Here is a 21,317-nt window from a genome sequence, read left to right as displayed (position 1 = left end):
CAGGGAGCTAGGCCGCCTCAGAACCGAACGCGCACCGTGCGGTCTTCGAATGTGACGAGGTCGCCCCCGTGTAGCTTGCGCCCGCGGCGACGGTCTACCTCGCCGTTCACAGTGACGTACCCGTCGATGATGACCTCTTTGGCATTGCCGCCAGAGTCGAGCAGGCCCGAGAGCTTCAGGAACTGTCCGAGGCGGATGACGTCTCCCTCGACGGGAATGTCTTCGATCGGATCGGGTGATGTCATCCTTGAATGCTAACCGCTGCTCGTGGATGGCGGCGAGCGCGTTGCAGTAGCTGGGTGATGACCGTCAGATGGGGGAATTCGATCAGCATTCCCAGAATGATCGCCGCGTGCACCACCGGCTGGTCAGGCAGAGCGATCGTCGTGAGCGCGAGCATCAGCGGGGCGTTCCGCGCAGACGTTGTCATCGTGAGCAGCGCGTGCTCGGCGTAGCGGAGCCGGAACAATCGAGCCACGCCCTCGCCGATCACGAAGATGGCTACAAAAAACAGGAAGACCACAACCAATACCCCGGCGAACCGTGCTGGGGCGGCGAGGATCGTTCCGACATTGCCGGCGAAAATCACGAGGATCACCGCAGCAATGACCAACGGCATGCTCCGATCTGTCGTTGCCAGAATTTGTTCCCGTCGCTCGGCAGGAGCGATGAGGTGCAGCGCGATGCGCGCGGCGACGCCGATCGCCGCGGGCAGGACGAACCACGTCAGCAATGTCGTGGCTGTTTCGCCCATCGTCGACTCCACGTGCTGGCCGGCGAACAGGGCAAGCCAGAGGGGATATAAGGCCAGTTGCAGAACCATCTGCAGAGGAATGAGCGCTGCTCCCGTGGTGGTGTCTCCGCCAGCGAGGCGTGTGAAGCCAAGGAACCAATCGGTGCAGGGCGCGAGGCAGTAAATCAACACTCCCAGGCGGAGTGCATCGTCGGGCAAGAGCGCAGTAAGCGTGAAAGCGACGAACGGGATGACGAGAAAATTCATACCGATCGCAAGCAGCATTGTCTGCGGGGCGCGGCGCAAAGCGGAAAGCCCGTCCAGGCGCAGCGTGAAAAATAGAGCGCCGACCAAGACCAGGATCAGCGGGTCTGTGAATTCGGCGACCAGGCCTGCTGTGCCGGGCGCGAAAGACCCGAGGAGGCTTCCGCCGACAATCGCAGCGAGAAACAGCGCCGTAGCGAGTCCGCCTCGGGGGATTTGCTCTAGCACGCGCACTCCACACCGCAGCAGGAGAGATCATCGGTGAGCATGCCGGCAGCACGCCACGCCTCTAGCGCACCGGTGTCTTTCTCCGCCCGTTCTCCGATGACTCTCGCAATGTGCGCGAAGCGCTGACGGAACTTGTAGACGAAACAGAACTTCAATCCGCCATGCCGGATTGCGGGGCCTGACAGGAAGAGCCCGGGTGTGAGCGTGGACTGGTCATCCTCGTCGAGTTCGGGCCACCCGTCGGGGCGCAGTGAGAATAGACCCTCGACGGGACCGAGACCGGGGCCGTAGCCGGTCGCGGCGATCGGGCGCGAATCGGTGCGAACCGATGCTCCGCTATCCAAGCGAACCACCCATTTCGTGCCGTCTTTCTTGATAGCAGCGGCGTGTGCGTCAACGAGGGTGAGCCGTCCGGTACTCCCTGCTGCGCTTAAGCGCGTACGGGAGCGAGGCGCGAGGCGAAAGGATGGGTCCGAACCGGTGCCGGCGTCCCAGGGCGTGGAAGCGTCGACGACTGTGACATGAGCTCCGCGTTCTACGTGGTGACACGCGATATCTATGCCTGACTCGTAACCTCCGATTACGAGCACTCGACCGTCGCGCGGCTCCCATGCCGCAGGCTCGCGTGCTCCATCGGCGAAACTGCTGCCGGAGAGACGTGGTTGCAGTGGCTGGCCGAATTCTCCGCCCGCCCACACGAGCGAGCGAGCGAGTGTGGTGCCGCCCGCGTGCTGCACCTCGAAGTCGTGCTCGCGGGGGTGACCGCGGTGACTTCGACGTCAGAGAGAATCGGGACGCGAAAGTGCGCTGCGACGCTGCGCAGGTACTTCGCGTACTGTGCGCCAGTTGGATATTCCACGCCCAGGCTGAAGGCTGGAGATGTTTCGGGGTGAACGGCATTGAGATCCGTTGCCCCGAACCCATTGCCGGTGAAAGACGGCGTAAGGAAGGTCTGTTCAGTTGGCCAGTCGAGAAAGGTCTGTCCGATTTGGCCCCGCTCCAGCACGCCGAACGTGAGGTTTTCGACTGCGGCGAGAGCCAGGGCGGTGCCGATGCCTGCGGGGCCCGCACCGACCACGAGTGCGTCAAGAGTCTTGGGTTCGTGCGACATGAACTCACCATCTAATTGAGAAGCGTTCTCAATAGATTATGTGACCATGGCTCGAAGCGACGAATCCTGTGTCGCGGCACCAACTGCGCTCCGCGTGCGAAGCATCCGCTTTCATCGGTATGGTCTGGAGTACACACAAGTGACACGGGGTGCCCTGCGGGGCTGAGATGACACCCGTTGAACCTGATCTAGTTCGTACTAGCGAAGGGATGTCGCGCATGCTGCGCACGCCAAAAAACCTGACCGATTTCACCTGTTCAGCACTCGACGAGGTGCGGGATCATGCACCGCTCGTGCAGTGCATCACCAATAGCGTGGTGGTGAACTTCACCGCCAACGCTTTGCTCGCTCTCGGGGCATCCGCTGCGATGGTCGACATCCCTGACGAAGCGGGGCCGTTTGCGAGGGTCGCATCGGGACTTCTCGTCAACCTCGGCACGCCCGCAGCCGAGTCGCGAGAAGCGATGCTTGAAGCCGTTGCCGCGGCGAACGATGCCAAGACGCCCTGGGTGCTCGACCCGGTTGCAGTCGGTTCGCTGCCGGTGCGGACTCCACTCGGGTACACGCTGAGGGATCTTCGCCCGAGCATCGTGCGCGGAAATGCGTCAGAGATCATCGCGGCAATGGGTTCGGGCTCCGGTGGGCGCGGAGTTGATGCATCTGACGGGGTTGATGAGGCAGAACCTGTCGCGCGAGCGCTCGCCGCGAAGACCGGGCGCGTTGTTGCCATTTCGGGGCCGGTCGACGTTGTGACCGATGGTCGGGATACCATCCGCATCGCGAACGGAGACGCACTGCTCACAAAGGTCACCGGTGGCGGCTGTGCGCTGGGAGCGGTCATGGCCGCATTCGCCGCAGTTGATGACGACAGGCTCGCAACGACCGTTGCCGCCGCCACGGTTTATACCGTCGCGGCGGAACTGGCAGCATCACGCTCCGTTGGGCCTGGCAGTTTCGCGGCGAACTTTCTCGACGCGCTCGCCGCAGTCGATGCAGATGACATCCGTCGGATGGCGGCGATCGCGTGAACATCGATCTCTCGCTCTATCTCGTGACAGATGCCAAGATCGCGACGGATGCCGGTCACGACCTCATCGAGTTGATGCACACGGCGGCACGACACGGTGTGACGACGGTGCAAGTGCGAGAAAAGGATGCCTCGCCCCGGCGGTTTCTTGAGACGGTGCTGCGTATCTCCGAGACTCTTCCGCCGCACGTATCGCTTCTCGTCAACGACCGAATTGACGTGTATCTCGCTGCTCGCGCTGCGGGTGCCCGGGTTGCGGGCGTGCACGTGGGGCAGTCTGATCTGCCGGTAGCTGCCGTCCGCGAAATGATTGGGCCCGACGCGGTGCTGGGGCTTAGCGCATCGACCGAAGAACAGCTGCGGGCTGCGGCATCCGGTGCGGGAAACGTGAACTACGTCGGTATTGGTGCGCTGCATGCCACCGCGACGAAGAAAGACGCGCCACCCTCGCTGGGGATAGTGCGATTCGCTCAGCTCGTGGCGGCGAGCGCGTTGCCCGCGGTCGCAATCGGCGGGGTCACGCGCCACGACCTGGCCGGATTGCGCCGAGCGGGCGCCGCCGGCGCTGCGGTTGTGTCGGCAGTGTGCGCTGCGCCCGACCCGGGAGTTGCAGCGTTGGAGCTCCGCCAAGCCTGGGAGTCGGCGGCATGAGTGGCGTGCCGCGGGTGCTGAGCATCGCAGGTACCGACCCAACCGGCGGCGCGGGCATTCAAGCCGATCTCAAGAGCATCGCAGCCAACGGTGGCTACGGTATGGCCGTTGTGACGGCTCTCGTTGCTCAAAATACGCAGGGGGTGCGCTCGGTGCACGTGCCGCCGACCCAGTTTCTTGCGGAGCAGCTCGACGCGGTTTCGGACGATGTCGTGATCGATTCGGTAAAAATCGGGATGCTCGCCAATACCGAGGTGATCGCGACAGTCAAAGCCTGGCTTGATCGCGTGCGACCGCCGGTCATTGTGCTCGACCCGGTGATGGTGGCAACGAGCGGTGATCGCCTGCTTGACCGCGACGCTGAGCAGGCGCTCCGCGACCTTGCGTCTCGTGTCGACCTGGTAACCCCCAACATTCCGGAGCTTGCGATACTCGCAGAAGAGCCGACCGCGTGCGATTGGAACGCGGTCATTGGCCAGGCAAAGCGCGTTGCTGCGCGACTCGGAGTGCGTGTACTCGCCAAGGGCGGTCATCTCGGAGGGGAGGAGCTCCCTGACGCACTCATCGACGCCCGCGGCCACGTCATCGAGTTTCCCGGTGAGCGCATCGAGACGACCAACACGCACGGCACGGGGTGCTCGCTCTCGTCGGCGATTGCGACCCGGTACGCCGCGACCGGTGATTGGGCGAGTGCGACGGGGGAGTCGAAGCGGTGGCTGGGCGAGAGCATCCGTCATGGTTCTTCACTTGAGGTCGGTTCAGGCAATGGCCCCGTGAGCCACTTCGCGGGGCTGTGGGAGCGCGGTGGCATCGTGACGCGACCGACGCCCGGCGAAGTGATCACCGACTGGTGGGAGTACATTCGCGACCTGCGCGAGAGCATCGACGACGTGCCGTTCGTGAGAGCGCTCGGCGACGGCACTCTCGATCAAGACGCATTCGTTTGGTACCTAAAGCAAGACGCCCTCTATCTGCGTGATTACTCTCGAGCGCTCGCCGAGGCCAGCAGGCTTGCTCCCACGGGCGACGAGCAGGCATTTTGGGCGGCGAGCGCCCACGGTGCGGTTGCCACCGAGATGCAGTTGCACGAGAGCTGGATACCCGCCGACGCGCTGGGGGAGACGTACCCGAGCGCCGTGACGAGCGGATACCTCAACCACCTGCTCGCGACATCGGCTCGCGGTGACTACGCGGTGTTGATCGCAGCGTTGCTGCCGTGCTTTTGGCTCTATCAAGATGTGGGGACACGACTGCATCCGCATTCTCACGCGGAGCATCGGTATCGCACCTGGCTCGATACCTACGCTGACGATGCATTTGCGGCGGCGACCGAGAGGGCAATGATGATCGTGGCAGGAGCCGCGGCGCATGCCGACGAGACGACTCGAGCCCGGATGCGGGAGGCCTTTCGTGCGTCTGCAGCGCATGAACTCGCGTTCTTCGCGGCGCCGTACGAGATATGGGTGTGACGGTGTCGTCGTGATCTTCGGATTGAACGGCCACACCGATCTAGTACCCGGGAGCCTCATCTCAATAGAGAGCGCAGCTATCCGTCGAGTTCCGCGCGGCGCGGTGGGTCGGCTCCGGGCCGAGAGACCGTGACGGCCGCGGCAGCGGCGCTCCGTCGAAGTATCGAATCGACGTCATCCGTACCTAGTTCTGCGAGCGCGCGCTGCACAAGCGGGCCGTAGACACCGGCCGTGAGCAACCCATCGATGAGTGCGCCCATAAACGTGTCACCCGCACCGACGGTGTCTACGACGGTGACGGGCACACCAGGAATCCGCAGCACTTCGCCGCGAAGAACAGCGAGCGCGCCTTCTGAACCGAGCGTGATCACAACAAGAGACGGGCCATCGGCGGCCCACTGGCGCGCAACGGCCAGCACGTCTTCGCCCGGGTGCAGCCAGCTGACGTCTTCGTCGCTTGCCTTGACGACATCGGCCTGAGCCCGAAGCGCTGCGACCTGCGACCGCACCGACTCTTCGTCATCGACGAGACTCGGGCGAATGTTCGGGTCGTAACTGATGAGTGCGCGGCCCCGATGGCGTTCCACAAGGCGCGCGACAGCCTCGGCACCGGGGGCGAGTACCGCGGCGATCGAGCCGATGTGCAGAGCATCGGGCGACCCTTCGCTCACAGAGTCACCAAGGTCCCAGGTGATCGCGAAGTCGTAACTTGCGGCGCCATGCTCGTCGAGGTGGGCGGCCGCCGTCGACGTGCGTTCGGCCACCTCGCCCTCAACGGCGACGCTCGACTCTTCGAGCCACGCTTTGACCATCACTCCGTGCGCATCGTTGCTGAGCGACGTGAGCAGCCGCGGGCTGCGTTCTAGCCTGCCGAGAGTCAGCGCCACATTTGCGGGACTGCCCCCGGGCTTTGCGTCGACAGTGCCGTTAGCCCGGTGCACAATGTCGACGAGCGCCTCGCCGACGACGAGCACATCGGGGGTATGGATCGGATGCGAGGGGGTATCGGCCATGAGTAGCTCCAGGTCGTGAGGTGGCTCAGAGATTCAGGTCTCAGCCTTGAGAAAAAGTAGCTCATTCGAGGCTACGGCGTGCGTACGCTCGGCGAGCGTTCGGCTACGCACTGAATATCGATCGCGGGATGCGTCAATCAGGTGTTCCCGCGCCCGACGGGGAGTGATTGACTGGGCGCATGCTCGCATCAGAACGCGAATCCGCGGTCGCAACCCTTGTCGCATCCGACGCCGTCGACAAACTGTCAGCGCTCGATGCCGTCGCGCGAGCGGTCGGTGCCGCTGTCGTCGGGCCTGCGACCTCACACCCGACGGTGCCCCTCGCCGACGATGTGTGGGTCGTGATCGAGATTCCGAAGTTCGGTGAGCCGCCGCCACTGACGATCGACGTGCATGCCGTCGCTGGTCGCGCAGCGGCCCAGAGTCACGCGCTCGCGCTCATGGAAACGTTGCAACAAGAAACAACGTGGACGATCATCACCGACTTTGAGCGCCTGCACTAGGCGCCGCCGCCGCTAGCGCGAGCGGGCGCGAGAGCGCACTCGTGCGCGGGCCGTCTGGGGCGCAGCCACCGTCTCGCCGACGACGGTCTCAATCTCACCGACGCCCTCCACCGTCATTCGCACGCGGTCGCCTGTCTCGAGCGGCGGCGGCGTGAGCCCAGCGTTTCGCCCCCACAGTTCGCCGAGGCATCCGCCGTTGCCAACCGTGCCGGAACCCAGCACATCGCCTGGCATAACCCGTGAGTTGTGTGACGCGTACGCGACGAGTTCGGGGAATGGCCAGCCCATGTTCGAGACCAGGTCTTCGCCGATGAGCTCATCGTTGACGCGCACCTCGGCACGAAGGGCAAGGAAGCCGTCTTCGTCGAGGTACTCATCGAGCTCGTCCGCCGTCACGATCCACGGTCCGAGTGTCATTCCGAAGTCTTTGCCCTTGCAGGGGCCCAGGCGCACCTTCATCTCGCGTCCCTGCAGATCGCGAGCCGACCAGTCGTTCATGATCGTGTACCCGAAGATGTGGCTGGCTGCGGCATCCGCGTCAAGGTTCGAGCCGTCCGAGCCGGGGGCTGCGCTGATCACGACGGCAAGTTCGAGTTCGAAATCGAGGCGCTCGGTGACGGGCGGACGAACGGGTTCGCTCGGGCCGAGAATCGTATGCGGATTGGTGAAGTAGAACGTCGGCGCTTCGTACCACTCGTCGGCGACATGGCTCTTGCCCTCGACCCCCGCGCTGACGCCTTCCACGTGCTCTTCGAACGTCACGAAGTCGCGCACCGATGGGGGAGCGACGGGAGCCAGCAGCTCCACGTCGGCCAGCGGCCGTCGCGCCGAAGCCGGAAGCGCGGATGCCTCCGCCCAGAGCCGCTGGGCAGTGGCTAAGCCGTCGGCCAAGACCGACGCCACGGTGCGGTTGTCGGGAAAGGGAACAACATCTGGGTCCGCGACGAAGCCCTCGCGGACTTCGCCACCATCACGCCAGCGTGCGATTTTCATGCGGTCCTCTTCGTTTCGAGCAGTGCTGCGGCGTTACCACCGAGGATGCGCTGCGTGATGTCTTCGGCGAGTTCGGCTTCGCGAATCTTCGTAACCGGGTCATCGAGACCCATGTCGAACGGGTAGTCGCTGCCGAGCACCACCCGGTCTTCGCCCGCGACCTCAACGAGAGCATGAAGAGTGCGCGAATCGTGCACGACCGTGTCGAACCAGACCTTTCGCAAATACGTCGAGGGCGGGTGCTCGCAGCCTCGAGCATCTGGTCGAACATTCCACGCATGGTCAGACCTGCCGATCACCGTTGGCAGGTACCCGCCACCGTGAGCGGCGACGATCTTCAGTGCGGGGTGCCGATCAAGCACACCGGCAAAGATGAGATGCGAAAGCGCCACAGCGTTCTCGGTCGGCTGGCCGACGGTGTTGGCGAGGTAGAACCTGTCGAGGCGCTCATCGAGGCTGCAGCCGAAGGGGTGCAAGAAGATGACGATTCCGAGTTCTGCCGCACGTGCCCAGAACGGCTCGAGGCGCGGGTCGGAGAGCTCCACATCACCCGCGAATGACGAAATCTCGACTCCGGCGAGGCCACGACCGAGCACCGCGTCATCGAGATACTCGACCATCCGCTCCGGATGCTGCATCGGCACGAGTCCGAGCCCCGTGAGGCGGTCGGGCGCCTGCGCAACGTAGTCGGCGATCAGCCTGTTGGCTTCCCCTGCCACCCAGACCGCAAGCCCCTCGGGCGCCCACGGGTAGAAGTGGTTAGGCGATGCGCTCACCCACTGCCGCTCCACACCCTGCGCATCCATATCCGCCAGACGCACATTCACATCCGTGAGTTTGGGAATCCGCATCCCGATCATCGGCCCAGAAACCGCCTGGCTCGCCGCACCATTTCGGCGCAGGTCGAGCGCGGCGGCTTCGGCAACGAGCTCTGGTGCGCGCCGTTCTACCTCGGCGTGAAGCGTTGGCAGCAGCACATGAGCGTGAACATCGACGGTGCCGGTTACAGCGGCGCCAGTCACCGGGCCGGTCATGCGGGCTGCGCCATCTTCTGAGCGATCCCAAAGATCAGTCCACCGGCATCCGCATCGCGGTCACCGTCTATCTGCCACTGTCCCAGCTGCACGGATGCCTCAACCACTGCCTGTGCCCGGGGGATCCGGCGCTCGTGGAACTCATCCCAGAGCGTCTGATCGATCGTGTCGCGATTCACAAGCAGCTCGGTCAGCACGTAGGCGTCTTCGAGCCCCTGCGCCGCGCCCTGCGCGATCGTGGGCGGGCAGCTGTGTGCGGCATCGCCGATGATCACGGTGCGGCCCCGGTTCCACGGCGCGGTCACGATGTGCTTGGTGAACCAGGTGTAGTTCGCGCGTGCGCCGTTTTCAAGATCGGCGCGAATCGCGTTCCAGGGCCCGCCGTAGGCACGCGACTCCTCGAGCATGATGCGGGTTGCCTCTTCGGGAGTTACGCCGACGCGATCTTGAGCTTTCTCAACGAGAAACGCATAGATCGAATCTTCGCCGGTGGGGGTGTAGCCCGCGATGTAAACCGGTCCGCCGTAATAAAGCTCGCTTCGCTCGACCTCCGGCGGGCGCGACACGAACGTGCGCCAAATACCCATGCCGGTGGGCTCGGGCTTCGTGTCGATTCCGATGAGTTCGCGTACGCGCGAGTTCACACCATCGGCCCCGATGACGAGATCGTAGCTCCCGGCGCTCGCGTCGTTCACGAAAAGCTCAACGGATGCTTCGGACTCTTCAAGCCCCGTAACCTTCGAGCTGAAGTGCATCACGACACCGGCACGCACTGCGTGGTCGGCGAGAATGCGGGCCAGGTCAGCCCGCGGCATCCCCATCGCGGCGGGGTAATCGGGACCACCGGTCTTGACATCGGGAAGTTCAGCCACGATCGGTGCGTCGGGCCCGGGTGCGCGTAGCGTGAGGCCCTCGAAGGCGTATCCGGCGGCGAGGATGTCATCCCACGCGCCCAGCGCATCGAACACCCGCAGGGCGTTGCCCTGCAACGAGATTCCGGAACCGAGGGCGTACAGCTCAGCGGTCGCCTCGTACAAATCGACCGATACACCCGCCTTGGCGAGCTGGATCGATGCGGCAAGCCCTGCGACGCCACTACCGACGACGGCGACTTTATTGACTGCAGACATTTCAGAACCTCTCTGTTCTGGACAATGAAGAATTTAAAGCAGAGCGACCGGGTTGATCGGTGAGCCCACGGCACCCGTGATCGGCAGGGGCGGCGCAGAGAGCAAGAACTCCCATCGGCCGAGTTGAGCGCAGACCTCTCCCAGCTCATCGAGATTCCACATCTCGCCGATTGTCAGCCCCATATTGGGGATGACAATCTGATGCAGGGGCTGGAATGCCGGGGCATCGAATTCGTTGGGGCGCACTTCGAATCCCCACGTGTCGGTCGCGATAGCGGCGATCTCGGTGCGGTGGAGCCAGCCGGCGCTCGTGAGCGAAAGCCCGGGGGCTGGACCCCCGGCGTACTCGCCCCAGCCCTCGCGGAGCGCACGCGTGTATCGACCCGTGCGGACGAGCACAATATCGCCGCGCCGCACAGCGCTTGTGGCGCCCTGCGCTGCGATGCACGAGTCGAGTTCGGCTGGCGTGATCGCGTAACCATCGGCAAGCTCACCGGTTTCTGGCGAGAGGTGCCGACCGAGATCGAGCAACACTCCTCGAGAAACAATGACATCGCGCGCATGTTCGACGCCCGTGACAAGGTCACCTTCACTGGTTACGACGTCTCCGGCCCGGCGGCCGTTCCAGGCGTTTCCATGATCGAAGATGTGGCCGAGTCCGTCCCATTGCGTCGAGCACTGCAGCGGCATGGTGACGTAGTCATCCGCACCACCGATACCGTGTGGAAACCCCTGGTTGCCGCGCTCAGCGTCGGTTCCGGTATCGGTCATCGTGTGTACGGGGTTGATCCGCCGACGCCATCCCTTTTGCGGGCCATCGGTGTCGAACTTCTGCGCGAGCGATACGACGCGACCCTCGGTCACGAGCCGTGCAGCACTGGTACGGATGCCGTCGTCGATGAAGTTGAGTGTGCCCAGCACATCGTCGTCACCCCATCGCCCCCAGTTGCGATAGGCCTCGGCACGAACAGCGATCTCGGCTGCGGGATCGTTGCGGTCGAGGTCACTTGGGTGCTCCGACGGCGTCGCGTCCGTGTGAGTCATCGTGACCCCGCGACGCAGCGCACAACCTGGGTGCCGAGTCCTTCGATCGATCCCGACATGACGTCGCCGTCTTGGAGAAACCGCTTCCAGTGCTGGCCGTTGCCGGCGGGGCTTCCGGTGAGCAGCAGATCTCCGGGGTTGAGGGGAGCGGTCTTCGACGCCACCGAGACGAGAGACGGCACATCGAAGATCAGCTCGGCCGTTGTGGCATCCTGCTTCGCTTCGCCGTTCAGTTCGAGCACGACGCGGAGGTTTGCCGGGTCTACGAACTGAGCCGGCACGAGGAACGGACCCGTCGGCAAGAAGCCCGGTGCATTCTTCGAGCGGTACCAGTCAGCGCCGATGTCGCCGACATCCGTCGGAAAGACGAGGTCACGCGTCGTGATGTCGTTGACGATCGTGTAGCCCGCCACGTGCTCCATTGCATCCTCAGGCGATACGTCCGCCGCGCGCTTTCCGATGACAACCGCAAGCTCCAGCTCCCAGTCGTGGGTTTCGCTGTACGACGGCAATTCGAGCGGAACATTCGCGCCCACAACACACTGGGGGAGCCCGATGAAGAAGAAGGGGCGACCGCTCGCAGCTCGAGCATCCATCACCTTTTCGGCGTGAGCTCGCACCTCGTCAGCGCTCCGTGACGGATCGCCCTTCGACAGGCCGGCCATGATGAGCTGGATGACGTGTGTGCGGTAGTTCGCGCCAGCCTGCAGCACCTCCCGGGGTTCGACCGGGGCGAGCAGAGTCACGTCGTCGAGCGGATGCCACGAGCCATCCTGCTGCGTGAGAGCTTCTAGCCGGTCCCAGTCCGGGCTCGCCAGGAAGGCGTTGAGGTCTTCGGCCCCGAGCTCGGCCGGTGTTAACTCGCGGATGCGGTCGCCTGCGACGAGACCGAGCGCTGCGCGCCCGCCATTGTCGAAACGGGCTAGCGCGAATGGGGCATCAAAATTTGCGGACATCTTCGTCACTTTCACTCCTTGCCGATCCGTGGTTCGGGCTGTGGCGGCGCGATCGGCGGCGCCCCCACAACCCGGACTGCGGCTTAACCGTGTTGCGTGTAGGGGTTGAGAAGCGCGTCGCGAATCTCTTCCGGCACACCTTCTTCTGTCGCTGACGGGCCATCGGCCGGTGGGAACGATTCCGTCATCGACATCGGCATAGCACTGTTGCGGTAGAAGTTGCTCGAGCCCATCGAAGGCTTCCACGTGTTCGGTGTCCAGTCGGGCACGTAGTTGCGGTATCCGCCAGTGTTGAGTTCGATGCGCATCGTCGACGGTTCGCGGTAGTACAGGAACGTTTGCTCGCCGATGCCGTGGATCGACGGCCCGTACTCGATCGGAATGTCGTGCTCCATCAGCGTGTCGGCCGCGATCAGAAGCTCTTCGTAGGTGTCGACCCAGAACGCGTAGTGATTCACGCGACCGGCGCGCGACGATCCGTCGAGAACGACGCCCAGGTCGTGTGATTTCTCGTTGGTGGTGAGCACGGAGAACACCGAGATGGGGGCTTCATCGAGCACTGTGCGTGCCATGATGCGGAATCCCAGCACCTCGTTGTACCACTTCGCGAACCCGTCGACGTCGCTTGTGGCGATCGTCACGTGATCGAGCTGGCGAGGCGCGCCGGCGATCTTGGAACGCTTTTCGGGGCGGTCGGGGTAAATCGATGCGACGTGGCCAGCTGCCTGGTGGCGCTCGACGTCCCAGTGCAGCGTCATGTTGTGGCCCCACGGGCCAACGAAACGGAGCGCGCGGCCCACCTTGAAACCGTCGAACCACTCGACTTCGACGCCGGCAGCTTCGAGACGCTTCGCGGCCTCATCGAGCGCCTCGGCGCTCGAGGTTCGCCACGCCATGGTTTCGAGAGATGGCTCGTCGCCCGGTGCGATAACGAGCGAGTACGAGTAGTAGTCGCCCCAGCAACGGAGATAGACACGACCATCTTCGCGTGCTACCTCGGTCAGCCCGACGTGCGTCTTGTAGAACTCGACCGATGCCTCCACGTCGGTCGTCGTCACTGAGACATACGAGAGGTGAGAGAGAAGCTTGATCATCTTTGATCCTTTCGGAAGCCACTGGGCGCGGTATCTGCCCTTCTCCTCAATGGTGGGATCGGCTTCGGAATAAGGGAAGTCGATTCTGGCAATGTTGAGTATCATTCCCTTTGATGGGCGCCAATGCGGGCGCCTGCATCCGCGCAAGGGAGCGCACCCGTGAGAGATACCTCGCAGCTCAACCGTCTCGACCTCAATTTGCTCGTCGCACTCGACGCTTTACTCACCGAGCGCAGCGTGACACGCGCCGCCGAGCGCCTGCACCTGACGCAGCCTGCCCTCAGTGCTTCGCTGTCGCGGCTTCGCACCCACTTCAACGACCCGATCCTCGTGCGACGCGGTAACGCCCTGGAACTCACGCCCTTTGCTGTGCGTTTGATGGACCACGTTTCTACCGCGCTTGAGGCCGCGCGTCGAGTTTTCGACAGCCAGGCGGCGTGGGCTCCGACCCACTCGAACCGAGAGTTCTCGATCTACGGATCTGACTATGGATTTGCAACGATCGGCACGGTGGTTTCGCGACTCGCCGCTGAGCGGGGTAGTGGTGTTCGGTTTCGATTCATGTTGCACACCCCGCCGGTGGTTGAGGATGCCGCAACCCGCCTTCGCTCGGCTGACGCCATGCTCATTCCGCACGGCTTCTTGAGTGACCTTCCGTATCTCGATGTGTGGCGTGATGACTGGTTCGGAATCGTGTCAGACGACAACCCCACAGTGGGTGATGACCTGACGATGCAGAACCTTGCGGCGCTGCCCTTCGTGATGACCTACGCCTCGCGGAACGCGTTCACCTCGGTGAGTCGTCAGATTCAGCAGATGGGCGTCGAGCCACGAGTGGATGTCGTCGTGGAGAGCTTTCTGAGCTTGCCGCATTTCGTGCAGGGCACCAACCGGATCGGACTCATCCAGGGAGCCCTCGTACCGTTTGTGCGGCAGCTCGGAGGCACACGTGTCTTACGACTACCGTTTGCTGCGACATCCATCGTCAACGCGTTGTGGTGGCACCCGGTGCATTCACGCGACCCGGAGCATGCCTGGATGCGTGACCTCTTTGCTGATGCGGGTCGGATCGTCGAGCAGCAAGTGCATGCCCACACTCCGTGAGAGGACGCGTTACAGCGGGTGACTGCCCTAACGCCCGCGACCTTCACGCCGTCGGCGGAGCGCCGTCGAGACGAAGACCGCGATGACGAGGGCAACACCGTTGAAGACCGAGTCGACCCAAGACTGAGCACCGGCGAGCGTCAAGCCACTCACGCTGACAGCCACGAATAGCACCCCGATGATCGTTCCGACAGCGTTGAAGCGCCCCGGTCGAATTGCTGTTGCTCCAAGGAAGACTGCAGCCAACGCGGGAAAGAGTAACTCGGTGCCGGCGCTGGGATTTGCACCGCCGGTTCGCGCGCTGAGCAATACGCCAGCGATACCAGCAAGCGCACCGGCCAGGACGAAGCCGACGAACGTGAGGCGCGACGCATCGATTCCTACCAAGTCTGCGGCGCGGCGGTTGGAGCCGACCGCATAGAGGCGCCGACCGAATGGGGTCCAGGTGAGCACATACCAGATCACTACGAACACGACGATGACGACGTAAAGCACCATGGGAAGGCCCAGCAGCGTCTGGGATCCGAAGGCGATCATCGAAGGATCAATTCCGTAGATCGCTAGCCCTCCGGAGTACCACTGCACGAGTCCCGCGAGTGCCGTTGCGACACCAAGTGTGGTGATGAACGCGTCGAGCCCGACAATCGCCACGAGCCACCCGTTGAGGAGACCGATAAGGGCACCCGCAGACACCGCCATAAGGATTGCGACGGGCACGGGAAGCTGCAGGTGCGCCTGCGCACCGGCGCAGACCATAGTGGCTACCACCGCGTTTGCGCCGACCGAAAAGTCGAAGTTTCCAGTGATCAGGGGAATCATGACAGCCAGTGCACACAGCATGACGACCGATTGGTTCGCGAGTACGACCGACAGGTTGGCGGACGAAAAGAACGTGGAAGAACTCGCCGGAAGTAGCGAGAAGAACAAAATGATGACGACCAGCAGTACTGGCAGCCCGTATTGCTCGCCGACCGAAGAGAAGCTGCTTCGCGTCACCCGAATCGTGCGCGTTTGTGGGGAAGTCATGCGGACACTGGCTCCTCTGCCATCATCGCGTTCGCGATCTCGTCACGTGTCGTTGAAGCGGTGTCGAACATTGCCGCCATGCCGCCGGCACGAAATACGCCGACGCGGTGGGTAAGCGTCAAAAGCTCGTCCAGATCGGACGAAGCGACGAGCACCGTCGCTCCAGCTTCGGCTGCCGCAACGATCTTTTCGTAGACGTCCCGGCGCGACACGACGTCTACCCCCTGCGTGGGTTCAAGCAGGAGGATTAGCTTCGGGTCTCGTTGCAGCCACCGCGCGACGATCACCTTTTGTTGGTTGCCCCCGGACAGCAGCCCAAGGGCGATGTCGGAGCTGGCCACCCGCACGTCGTAGCGAGCGATCGCGGTGTCGGCGATGTGTCGCTCCCGTCGGGGCGAGAGGCCAAATCCGTTCCACACTCGATCGAGCACGGTCGCGGTGATGTTCTGCGTCACCGACATGTCTGCGAATGAAGCTTCTGCGTGCCGATCCTGCGGAACGAAGGCGCTGCCAGTATCCATTGCCTCACGCGGTGAACTCGGAGTGTAAGGGGTTCCGTCGAGGGTCATCTCGCCGCTGCGCACGACAGCTGCGCCGAAGAGAGCACGGACAATGTCCGCATGGCCGGCACCATCGAGCCCGGTGAAGCCAAGAATTTCTCCTCTGCTCGCCTCGAACGACACCGCGTGGCTTGCTCCTGTCGTGAGGGAGTCGACCTTCAGCCGGATGGCTCCTCTTTGATGTGTAACGAATGAGCGCGGCATCTCTCGACCCTCACCTCCCGTCATGAGGCTGACAACCGTCGGGAGCGGCATCTCAGCGAACGGTCCGCTGCCGACACACCGACCGTCGCGAAAAACCGTGACGTCGTCAGCAACGGCTGCTATTTCGCTGAACCGATGACTCACGAGCACGACCGTCTGCCCGCCATCGGCGCGTTTGCGAATTGCCCGCACGAGCTCGCCCGCGTCGTGCTCGCCAAGGGCGGCTGTGGGTTCGTCGAGCAGCAGAATCGAATCGGCCGAGTCGGCATCATCGAGCGCGCGAGCAATTGCGACCATCGCCCGCTGAGCTGGTCGTAGCTCGGCGACGAGGGTGCGTGCATCAGCCTCAATCTCGAATTTCTCGAGAAGCGTCTGGACGCCGCTACGAAGATTGCGCTCGCGAACGGTACCCCATTTGGTGGGGTAGCCCCGACTGAGCCCGATGTTCTCAGCGATGCTCAACTGGGGGAAGAGCCCCAAATCCTGGTGCACGAATTTAAACCCGAGACGTCGTGCGGTTGCCGGATTTACCTCTGGTAACCGCACGACGTCTCCGCCGATCTCAAGCGTGCCGTCATCGGCGCTGTACACACCGGCAAGGCACTTGATCAGCGTCGATTTTCCCGAGCCGTTCCCACCGAGCAGCGCGTGTACGGTGCCGCGCCGCACGATGAGCTCCGCACCAACGAGAGCGCGAAAGTTTCCAAAGGTCTTAGAAACTCCTCGAGCCCTGAGCCCGATCTCGCCACTCGCTGTCACACGCTGTTCGGCGACCATCAGATCTAACGCGTCCAAACTGACAGGTAGTCAGCCTGGTAGTCGATTGCGGGGGTGTAGACGAACGGCTGCCCCTGCGCGGGCAGGTTCATGTCAGCATCAACGACCTGCAGGCCGATGCCGGCGGGCAAAACGTCTTGCCCAGCAAGGCTTCGCAGCGCGGCGTCTACACCGGCCCAGCCGTTCCATTCTGCAGAACTTGCGACCGTGGCATCCTGACCTCCATCAGAGCGGATGACTTCCCAGTTGGGAATGGAACCAAAATTACCCACGACGTAAAGCGATTCGCTACGGTCGGATGCTGTGATTGCTTGACCAAGTCCAGCAAGGAACCAGCCGTCAATCGGGATTGCGACAGCGTTGGCCTCGGGATACTTGAGGAGCGCGGTTGAGAACTTTTGCGACAGCGCTCCGGTGCTGACGTCAGCGTTGGAAAGCTGCAGCGTGCCTACGACGCTGCAGTCGTCGCATTCTGCAAGACGCGACTCGAGCGCCGCGGTAATGATCGGGCCCCACTGCGTGTCGTTGAACTCAACCTCGAGTAGCTTCACTGCGCCGTCGGTCTTGCCGATCAGCCAATCTGCCTGCAACTCGCCAACCTTCGACCAGTAGGCCTCATATGAGAAACCGTCGAGCATTGTGACGTTTACCGTGTACAGCGATGGGCTGCAGTCAACCCCGCCAACGTTGACCGTGGTGATACCGGCCGTCGCTGCCTCTTGCAGGGCGCCGTTGATCGCACCGCAGTCTTGGCCGATTGTGATGATGACATCAGCCCCAGCTGCGATTCCCTGGCGAATGCAGTCTCCCCAACCGGTGGGGTTGAGCTGGCCATCGCAGATGCTCGCGTCCCAGCCGATTTGTTCGGATGCATCTACGGCACCGGCCGCGGGGGCCGAGCACGTACTCGCCTGCTCGCCACACGAAACTACCCACGCGGTGATATCTGGTGTCACTTCCACCGGCTCGGTGGGCGGAGCGCCCACAACGCCGTCATAGGCCGCCTGCAAAGCAGCTGCGGAATCTCCTGCTGCGGGGGCTGAAGCCGAGGGTGTATCGCTGTCACCGCCGACGCTACCCGTGGAACATGCGGTGGCCATGATGGCAATCGTCAGTGCGAGAAGCGCGCCGGCGACAGGTCGCGTTCTGCGGATGTGTTGTTTCACGGAATCTCCTTTGATTCGTCGTCTGCTGACCAGACCGGTGCAAATGTATGGCGGAGCCATCAACGAAAGGAAATAGTTTCGATCAATACCCGACATACAGAACGGCGATGGTGAGTGACATTGGTGGCGAGAAAGTCATCTCCACCATCCGAAAGACAAATCGCTGTAGTCGACGCTCGTGATGTCGTGAGCCACGCATAGCTGCTCGTGTTTTGATGGGCACTATGAAGCGATGGTTGGCACGAGCAGTGAAGGCTCCGGGGTCTGCCTCGTTCACTCACCTGCAACGCACGGTAGATGAATCAAAAGCCCGGCGCGAGTGGGCCGAGAATCTTGACGACAGAGCACTTGCGCTCGCCGCGCGGCGAACAGCCCTTGAGGACGCTGGATCAGACGGGTTCACGGCAGCACCACAGCTTTTAGCAATCCTCGCAACTGCGGCGGAGCGCGCGATCGGTCAGCGGCCATTTGATCCGCAACTTCTTGCGTGTGCTGCTTTGCTGAGTGGCAACGTCGTCGAGCTCGACACGGGGGAGGGAAAGACTCTCGTCGGTGCGATGGCCGCCGCTGGGTTCGCTGCTGCCGGGCGCAAGGTTCACGTCCTTTCGGTGAATGACTACCTGGCACGGCGCGACGCGGAATGGATGGGTCCGCTGTTTGGGATGCTCGAGCTCACCTTCGGGTGGATCGGGCAGCAGACCACACCAGCCACGCGACGCGCGAATTACCAGCACGATGTTGTCTACGCGCCCGTGAGTGAGATTGGTTACGACACTCTTCGCGATCGCTTCGCTACCGCAGACGCCGACATGGTTCGACCTATGCAAGACGTTGCGATTGTCGATGAAGCAGATGCAGTGATGATCGACGAAGCGATGTCACCACTCGTTCTTGCTGGCTCTTCACGAGAAGAGCCAGCAGATTTCACCCTGGCTGATTCGCTCGTACGAGACCTCGTTGCCGGTGCGCACTACGCCATCGATGATGACCGAGCGACGGTCTCGCTCACGGACGAAGGAGTTGACCTCATCGAGCAGCGGCTCGGTGGCGTAAATCTCTACGAAACTGCGCACACCGAAGCGTTTACGCGCATAAATCTTGCGCTGCACGCTCACGCGCTCATCGAACGCGACGTCGACTACCTCGTGGTGGACGATGAAATCAAGCTGATCAACACAGCTCGCGGACGCGTTGCTCAGCAGCAACGTTGGCCTGACGGCCTCCACGCGGCAATCGAAGCCAAAGAGCAACTCGCTGTTTCGTCTCCCGGTGTCGTGCTCGACACAATCACTGTGCAGGGTCTGCTTGCCGAATACACGACTCTTGTCGGCATGAGTGGCACTGTCGTTGCCGTTGCCGAGGATCTGACCGAGTTCTATTCCGTGAAGTCGGGGCGAATCGAGCGTCGGCTTCCCCAGCTTCGAGTGGACGATCCCCAGCTGGTGTTCACCGATGACGGGGCGCGGATGGATGCCGTTGTGCAAGAGATCACGCGGCGGCACAGCGCCGGGCAGCCCATTTTGGTCGGCACACAGAGTGTCGCTGAGTCGGAACAATTTGGTCGCGCACTCGCGAAGGTGGGTATCGACGCCGTCGTACTCAACGCTCGAAACGATGCGCACGAGGCATCCGTCATTGTTCGCGCCGGTGAGTTCGGCGCTGTCACGATCTCAACCCAGCTTTCGGGCCGAGGAACCGATATTCGCCTCGGCGGCGCTGAAGAGCAAGATCACGAGCGGGTTGCGGCGGTTGGCGGCCTTGCCGTTCTGCTGGTGGGGCGGGGTCCTTCGGAGCGACTAGACGCGCAGCTGCGAGGACGCTCGGGGAGACAGGGTGACGCGGGCAGCACTCTGGTCTTTGTGAGCACCAACGACGAGGTCGTGCAGGCCAACGCGCCCGCGCACCTTCTCGAAAAAGTTCGTCGCAGTGGCGCGCGACTAGATCAGCGCACCCTCGCCGACATTGTGGATCGATCGCAGCGCATTGCTGAAGGAATCCGTCGTGACCAACACCGCGATACATGGGATTTCAGCCGCGCACTTTCGCGCCAACGAAAGAAGGTTCTTGCGCTTCGCGGCGAGATTCTGAGTGGTGATCTCAGCTCCATCGCACTGGAGACTCGTATGCCCGCGAAGCTTGCGAGCCTCGAGGACGCGTCTTCTGCGCGGCTCGTCGCAAATCTCGCTCGCGACGTCGCGCTCTGGTGCCTCGATGAGCAGTGGTGCGAGCATCTTGCGCACATGGGTGAAGTGCGCGACGGCATCCACTTGCAAGCTCTCGCGGGGGTCCACCCGCGGGAAGAGTTTCACCGCATAGCCCTCGAAGAGTTTCAGGGATTCTTTGACGCAGCCTACGAAAACGCGGTGGGCATCCTCGAAAAAGTCACGACAGACCAGCTGTTGCAGGGCTTCGATGCGCTCGAGCTGCGTCGACCCTCCGCCACGTGGACGTACATGATGAGCGCCAACCCGCTGGGTAGCCCGATGGATCGCGCGGGGCGCCAAGCGGGCAAATGGCTGCGAACGCGAGTGTTGAAGATCGAGTAGGGCCGGGTGCGCGCCAGGCCGCGAGGTTGCTTCTTATGAGTCTCCGGAGAATAGCGGTTTTTAGGGATTTTTCCTATCGCTCAGGTACTTAGCGATATATCGTTGAGTATCGTTCGTTTTTCTACAGGAGGTCATCATGGGCAGTTCATTCCCGACCGGTGGATTCGGTTCCGGCAACCCCGCCGAAAGCATGTGGCAGGCAATGGAGCAGTTGCGCTCGCGTTTTGAAAAGCGCGTGGGTACTCGCATGGGGCGCGGCGATGTGCGTGCAGCCGTACTCTCGTTACTCGCTGAGCAGCCGATGCACGGCTACCAGATCATCCACGAAATCGAAGAACGCAGCGGCGGCAGCTGGAAGCCAAGCCCCGGCTCGGTTTACCCCACGTTGCAGTTGCTTGCTGATGAGGGTCTGATCAGCGCGGAAGAGTCGAATGGTCGAAAGACCTACGCGCTCACCGAAGCCGGTCGCGAAGAAGTCGCCGAGTCGGAACCGTCGACGCCGTGGGACTCAGAAGAGTCCTCAGACAACGGCCGTTTCACTGCGCTGCCGAAGGCAGGCGTTGAGCTTGCTCAGGCTGCAGCCCAGGTGGGACGCACCGGAACACCCGAGCAGGTGCAAGAAGCTGTCGTGCTCCTCGACGAGGCGCGCCGTAAGCTCTACGCGATCCTCGCGCAGGACTGACG

Annotated in this window: 19 protein-coding genes, 1 pseudogene and 1 riboswitch; of the genes and pseudogenes, 7 read left to right on the top strand and 13 right to left on the bottom strand. The window is 62.9% G+C overall.

Features of this window, described 5'->3' with window-relative positions:
* Positions 1 to 17: 17 nt before the first annotated feature.
* From G6N83_RS01560 to G6N83_RS01550, 3 genes and pseudogenes are all read right to left on the bottom strand, one after another.
* Positions 18 to 245, bottom strand: coding sequence for an RNA-binding S4 domain-containing protein (locus G6N83_RS01560; RefSeq protein WP_165138636.1), 228 nt, complete (start codon positions 243 to 245; stop codon positions 18 to 20).
* Positions 242 to 1,225: an arsenic resistance protein gene (locus G6N83_RS01555; RefSeq protein ID WP_165138634.1), complete on the bottom strand. Its 984-nt coding sequence runs from the start codon at positions 1,223 to 1,225 to the stop codon at positions 242 to 244. The genes G6N83_RS01560 and G6N83_RS01555 overlap by 4 nt, the downstream gene beginning before the upstream one ends.
* Positions 1,219 to 2,336: pseudogene (locus G6N83_RS01550) on the bottom strand (NAD(P)/FAD-dependent oxidoreductase). Before G6N83_RS01550 ends, G6N83_RS01555 begins: the two are co-directional and overlap by 7 nt.
* Before the next feature lie 135 nt (positions 2,337 to 2,471).
* A riboswitch (TPP riboswitch) is annotated at positions 2,472 to 2,563 on the top strand.
* Between G6N83_RS01550 and thiM the strand changes: the two are divergent.
* The 3 genes from thiM to G6N83_RS01535 all read left to right on the top strand — a co-directional run bounded on the left by thiM (position 2,555) and on the right by G6N83_RS01535 (position 5,483).
* A complete protein-coding gene (thiM, locus tag G6N83_RS01545; protein WP_241246246.1) occupies positions 2,555 to 3,364 on the top strand; it encodes a hydroxyethylthiazole kinase in 810 nt (269 codons plus the stop codon). It overlaps the preceding riboswitch by 9 nt.
* Positions 3,361 to 4,014 (top strand): thiamine phosphate synthase, encoded by a 654-nt coding sequence (thiE, locus tag G6N83_RS13815; protein ID WP_241246245.1) that lies wholly within the window; start codon positions 3,361 to 3,363, stop codon positions 4,012 to 4,014. Before thiM ends, thiE begins: the two co-directional genes overlap by 4 nt.
* On the top strand, positions 4,011 to 5,483 hold the full coding sequence (locus tag G6N83_RS01535) for a bifunctional hydroxymethylpyrimidine kinase/phosphomethylpyrimidine kinase (protein WP_165138630.1): 1,473 nt from the start codon (positions 4,011 to 4,013) through the stop codon (positions 5,481 to 5,483). Before thiE ends, G6N83_RS01535 begins: the two co-directional genes overlap by 4 nt.
* 77 nt (positions 5,484 to 5,560) lie before the next feature.
* On the opposite strand, the gene G6N83_RS01530 is transcribed toward G6N83_RS01535, so the two are convergent.
* Positions 5,561 to 6,496 (bottom strand): carbohydrate kinase family protein, encoded by a 936-nt coding sequence (locus G6N83_RS01530; protein ID WP_165138628.1) that lies wholly within the window; start codon positions 6,494 to 6,496, stop codon positions 5,561 to 5,563.
* A gap of 179 nt (positions 6,497 to 6,675) precedes the next feature.
* Between G6N83_RS01530 and G6N83_RS01525 the strand changes: the two genes are divergently transcribed.
* Positions 6,676 to 6,999: a hypothetical protein gene (locus G6N83_RS01525; RefSeq protein WP_165138626.1), complete on the top strand. Its 324-nt coding sequence runs from the start codon at positions 6,676 to 6,678 to the stop codon at positions 6,997 to 6,999.
* A gap of 12 nt (positions 7,000 to 7,011) precedes the next feature.
* On the opposite strand, the gene G6N83_RS01520 is transcribed toward G6N83_RS01525, so the two are convergent.
* The 6 genes from G6N83_RS01520 to G6N83_RS01495 all read right to left on the bottom strand — a co-directional run bounded on the left by G6N83_RS01520 (position 7,012) and on the right by G6N83_RS01495 (position 13,250).
* Entirely contained in the window at positions 7,012 to 7,992 is a 981-nt protein-coding gene (locus tag G6N83_RS01520) for a fumarylacetoacetate hydrolase family protein (protein WP_165138624.1), read from the bottom strand.
* Entirely contained in the window at positions 7,989 to 9,026 is a 1,038-nt protein-coding gene (locus G6N83_RS01515; RefSeq protein ID WP_165138622.1) for an amidohydrolase family protein, read from the bottom strand. The genes G6N83_RS01520 and G6N83_RS01515 overlap by 4 nt, the downstream gene beginning before the upstream one ends.
* On the bottom strand, positions 9,023 to 10,156 hold the full coding sequence (locus G6N83_RS01510) for an FAD-dependent monooxygenase (protein ID WP_165138620.1): 1,134 nt from the start codon (positions 10,154 to 10,156) through the stop codon (positions 9,023 to 9,025). Before G6N83_RS01510 ends, G6N83_RS01515 begins: the two co-directional genes overlap by 4 nt.
* A 33-nt stretch (positions 10,157 to 10,189) precedes the next feature.
* Positions 10,190 to 11,200 carry a cyclase family protein gene (locus G6N83_RS01505; protein WP_165138618.1) on the bottom strand — a complete coding sequence of 337 codons (1,011 nt, stop codon included), beginning with the start codon at positions 11,198 to 11,200 and terminating at the stop codon, positions 10,190 to 10,192.
* On the bottom strand, positions 11,197 to 12,156 hold the full coding sequence (locus G6N83_RS01500) for a fumarylacetoacetate hydrolase family protein (RefSeq protein ID WP_165143019.1): 960 nt from the start codon (positions 12,154 to 12,156) through the stop codon (positions 11,197 to 11,199). Before G6N83_RS01500 ends, G6N83_RS01505 begins: the two co-directional genes overlap by 4 nt.
* A gap of 83 nt (positions 12,157 to 12,239) precedes the next feature.
* Positions 12,240 to 13,250 (bottom strand): VOC family protein, encoded by a 1,011-nt coding sequence (locus tag G6N83_RS01495; RefSeq protein WP_165138616.1) that lies wholly within the window; start codon positions 13,248 to 13,250, stop codon positions 12,240 to 12,242.
* Positions 13,251 to 13,409: 159 nt separating this feature from the next.
* On the opposite strand from G6N83_RS01495, the gene G6N83_RS01490 reads away from it, so the two are divergent.
* Positions 13,410 to 14,354 carry a LysR family transcriptional regulator gene (locus G6N83_RS01490; protein WP_165138614.1) on the top strand — a complete coding sequence of 315 codons (945 nt, stop codon included), beginning with the start codon at positions 13,410 to 13,412 and terminating at the stop codon, positions 14,352 to 14,354.
* A gap of 27 nt (positions 14,355 to 14,381) precedes the next feature.
* Here the strand turns inward: G6N83_RS01490 and G6N83_RS01485 are convergent, their stop codons facing one another.
* Genes G6N83_RS01485 through G6N83_RS01475 form a run of 3 tightly spaced genes read right to left on the bottom strand, consistent with a single transcriptional unit; the run spans position 14,382 to position 18,087 of the window.
* A complete protein-coding gene (locus G6N83_RS01485; RefSeq protein ID WP_165138612.1) occupies positions 14,382 to 15,380 on the bottom strand; it encodes an ABC transporter permease in 999 nt (332 codons plus the stop codon).
* Positions 15,377 to 16,921 (bottom strand): sugar ABC transporter ATP-binding protein, encoded by a 1,545-nt coding sequence (locus G6N83_RS01480; protein WP_165138610.1) that lies wholly within the window; start codon positions 16,919 to 16,921, stop codon positions 15,377 to 15,379. Before G6N83_RS01480 ends, G6N83_RS01485 begins: the two co-directional genes overlap by 4 nt.
* Before the next feature lie 5 nt (positions 16,922 to 16,926).
* A complete protein-coding gene (locus G6N83_RS01475; RefSeq protein ID WP_165138608.1) occupies positions 16,927 to 18,087 on the bottom strand; it encodes a sugar ABC transporter substrate-binding protein in 1,161 nt (386 codons plus the stop codon).
* Between the two features lie 224 nt (positions 18,088 to 18,311).
* Between G6N83_RS01475 and secA2 the strand changes: the two genes are divergently transcribed.
* On the top strand, positions 18,312 to 20,633 hold the full coding sequence (secA2, locus tag G6N83_RS01470; protein ID WP_165138606.1) for an accessory Sec system translocase SecA2: 2,322 nt from the start codon (positions 18,312 to 18,314) through the stop codon (positions 20,631 to 20,633).
* Between the two features lie 136 nt (positions 20,634 to 20,769).
* Positions 20,770 to 21,315 (top strand): PadR family transcriptional regulator, encoded by a 546-nt coding sequence (locus tag G6N83_RS01465; protein WP_165138604.1) that lies wholly within the window; start codon positions 20,770 to 20,772, stop codon positions 21,313 to 21,315.
* The last annotated feature ends 2 nt before the right edge of the window (positions 21,316 to 21,317 follow it).

This window comes from Microbacterium endophyticum, from assembly GCF_011047135.1.
Classification (GTDB): domain Bacteria; phylum Actinomycetota; class Actinomycetes; order Actinomycetales; family Microbacteriaceae; genus Microbacterium; species Microbacterium endophyticum.
Note: the sequence above shows the minus strand (reverse complement) of the source record. Positions and strands in the feature narration are given on the sequence as shown.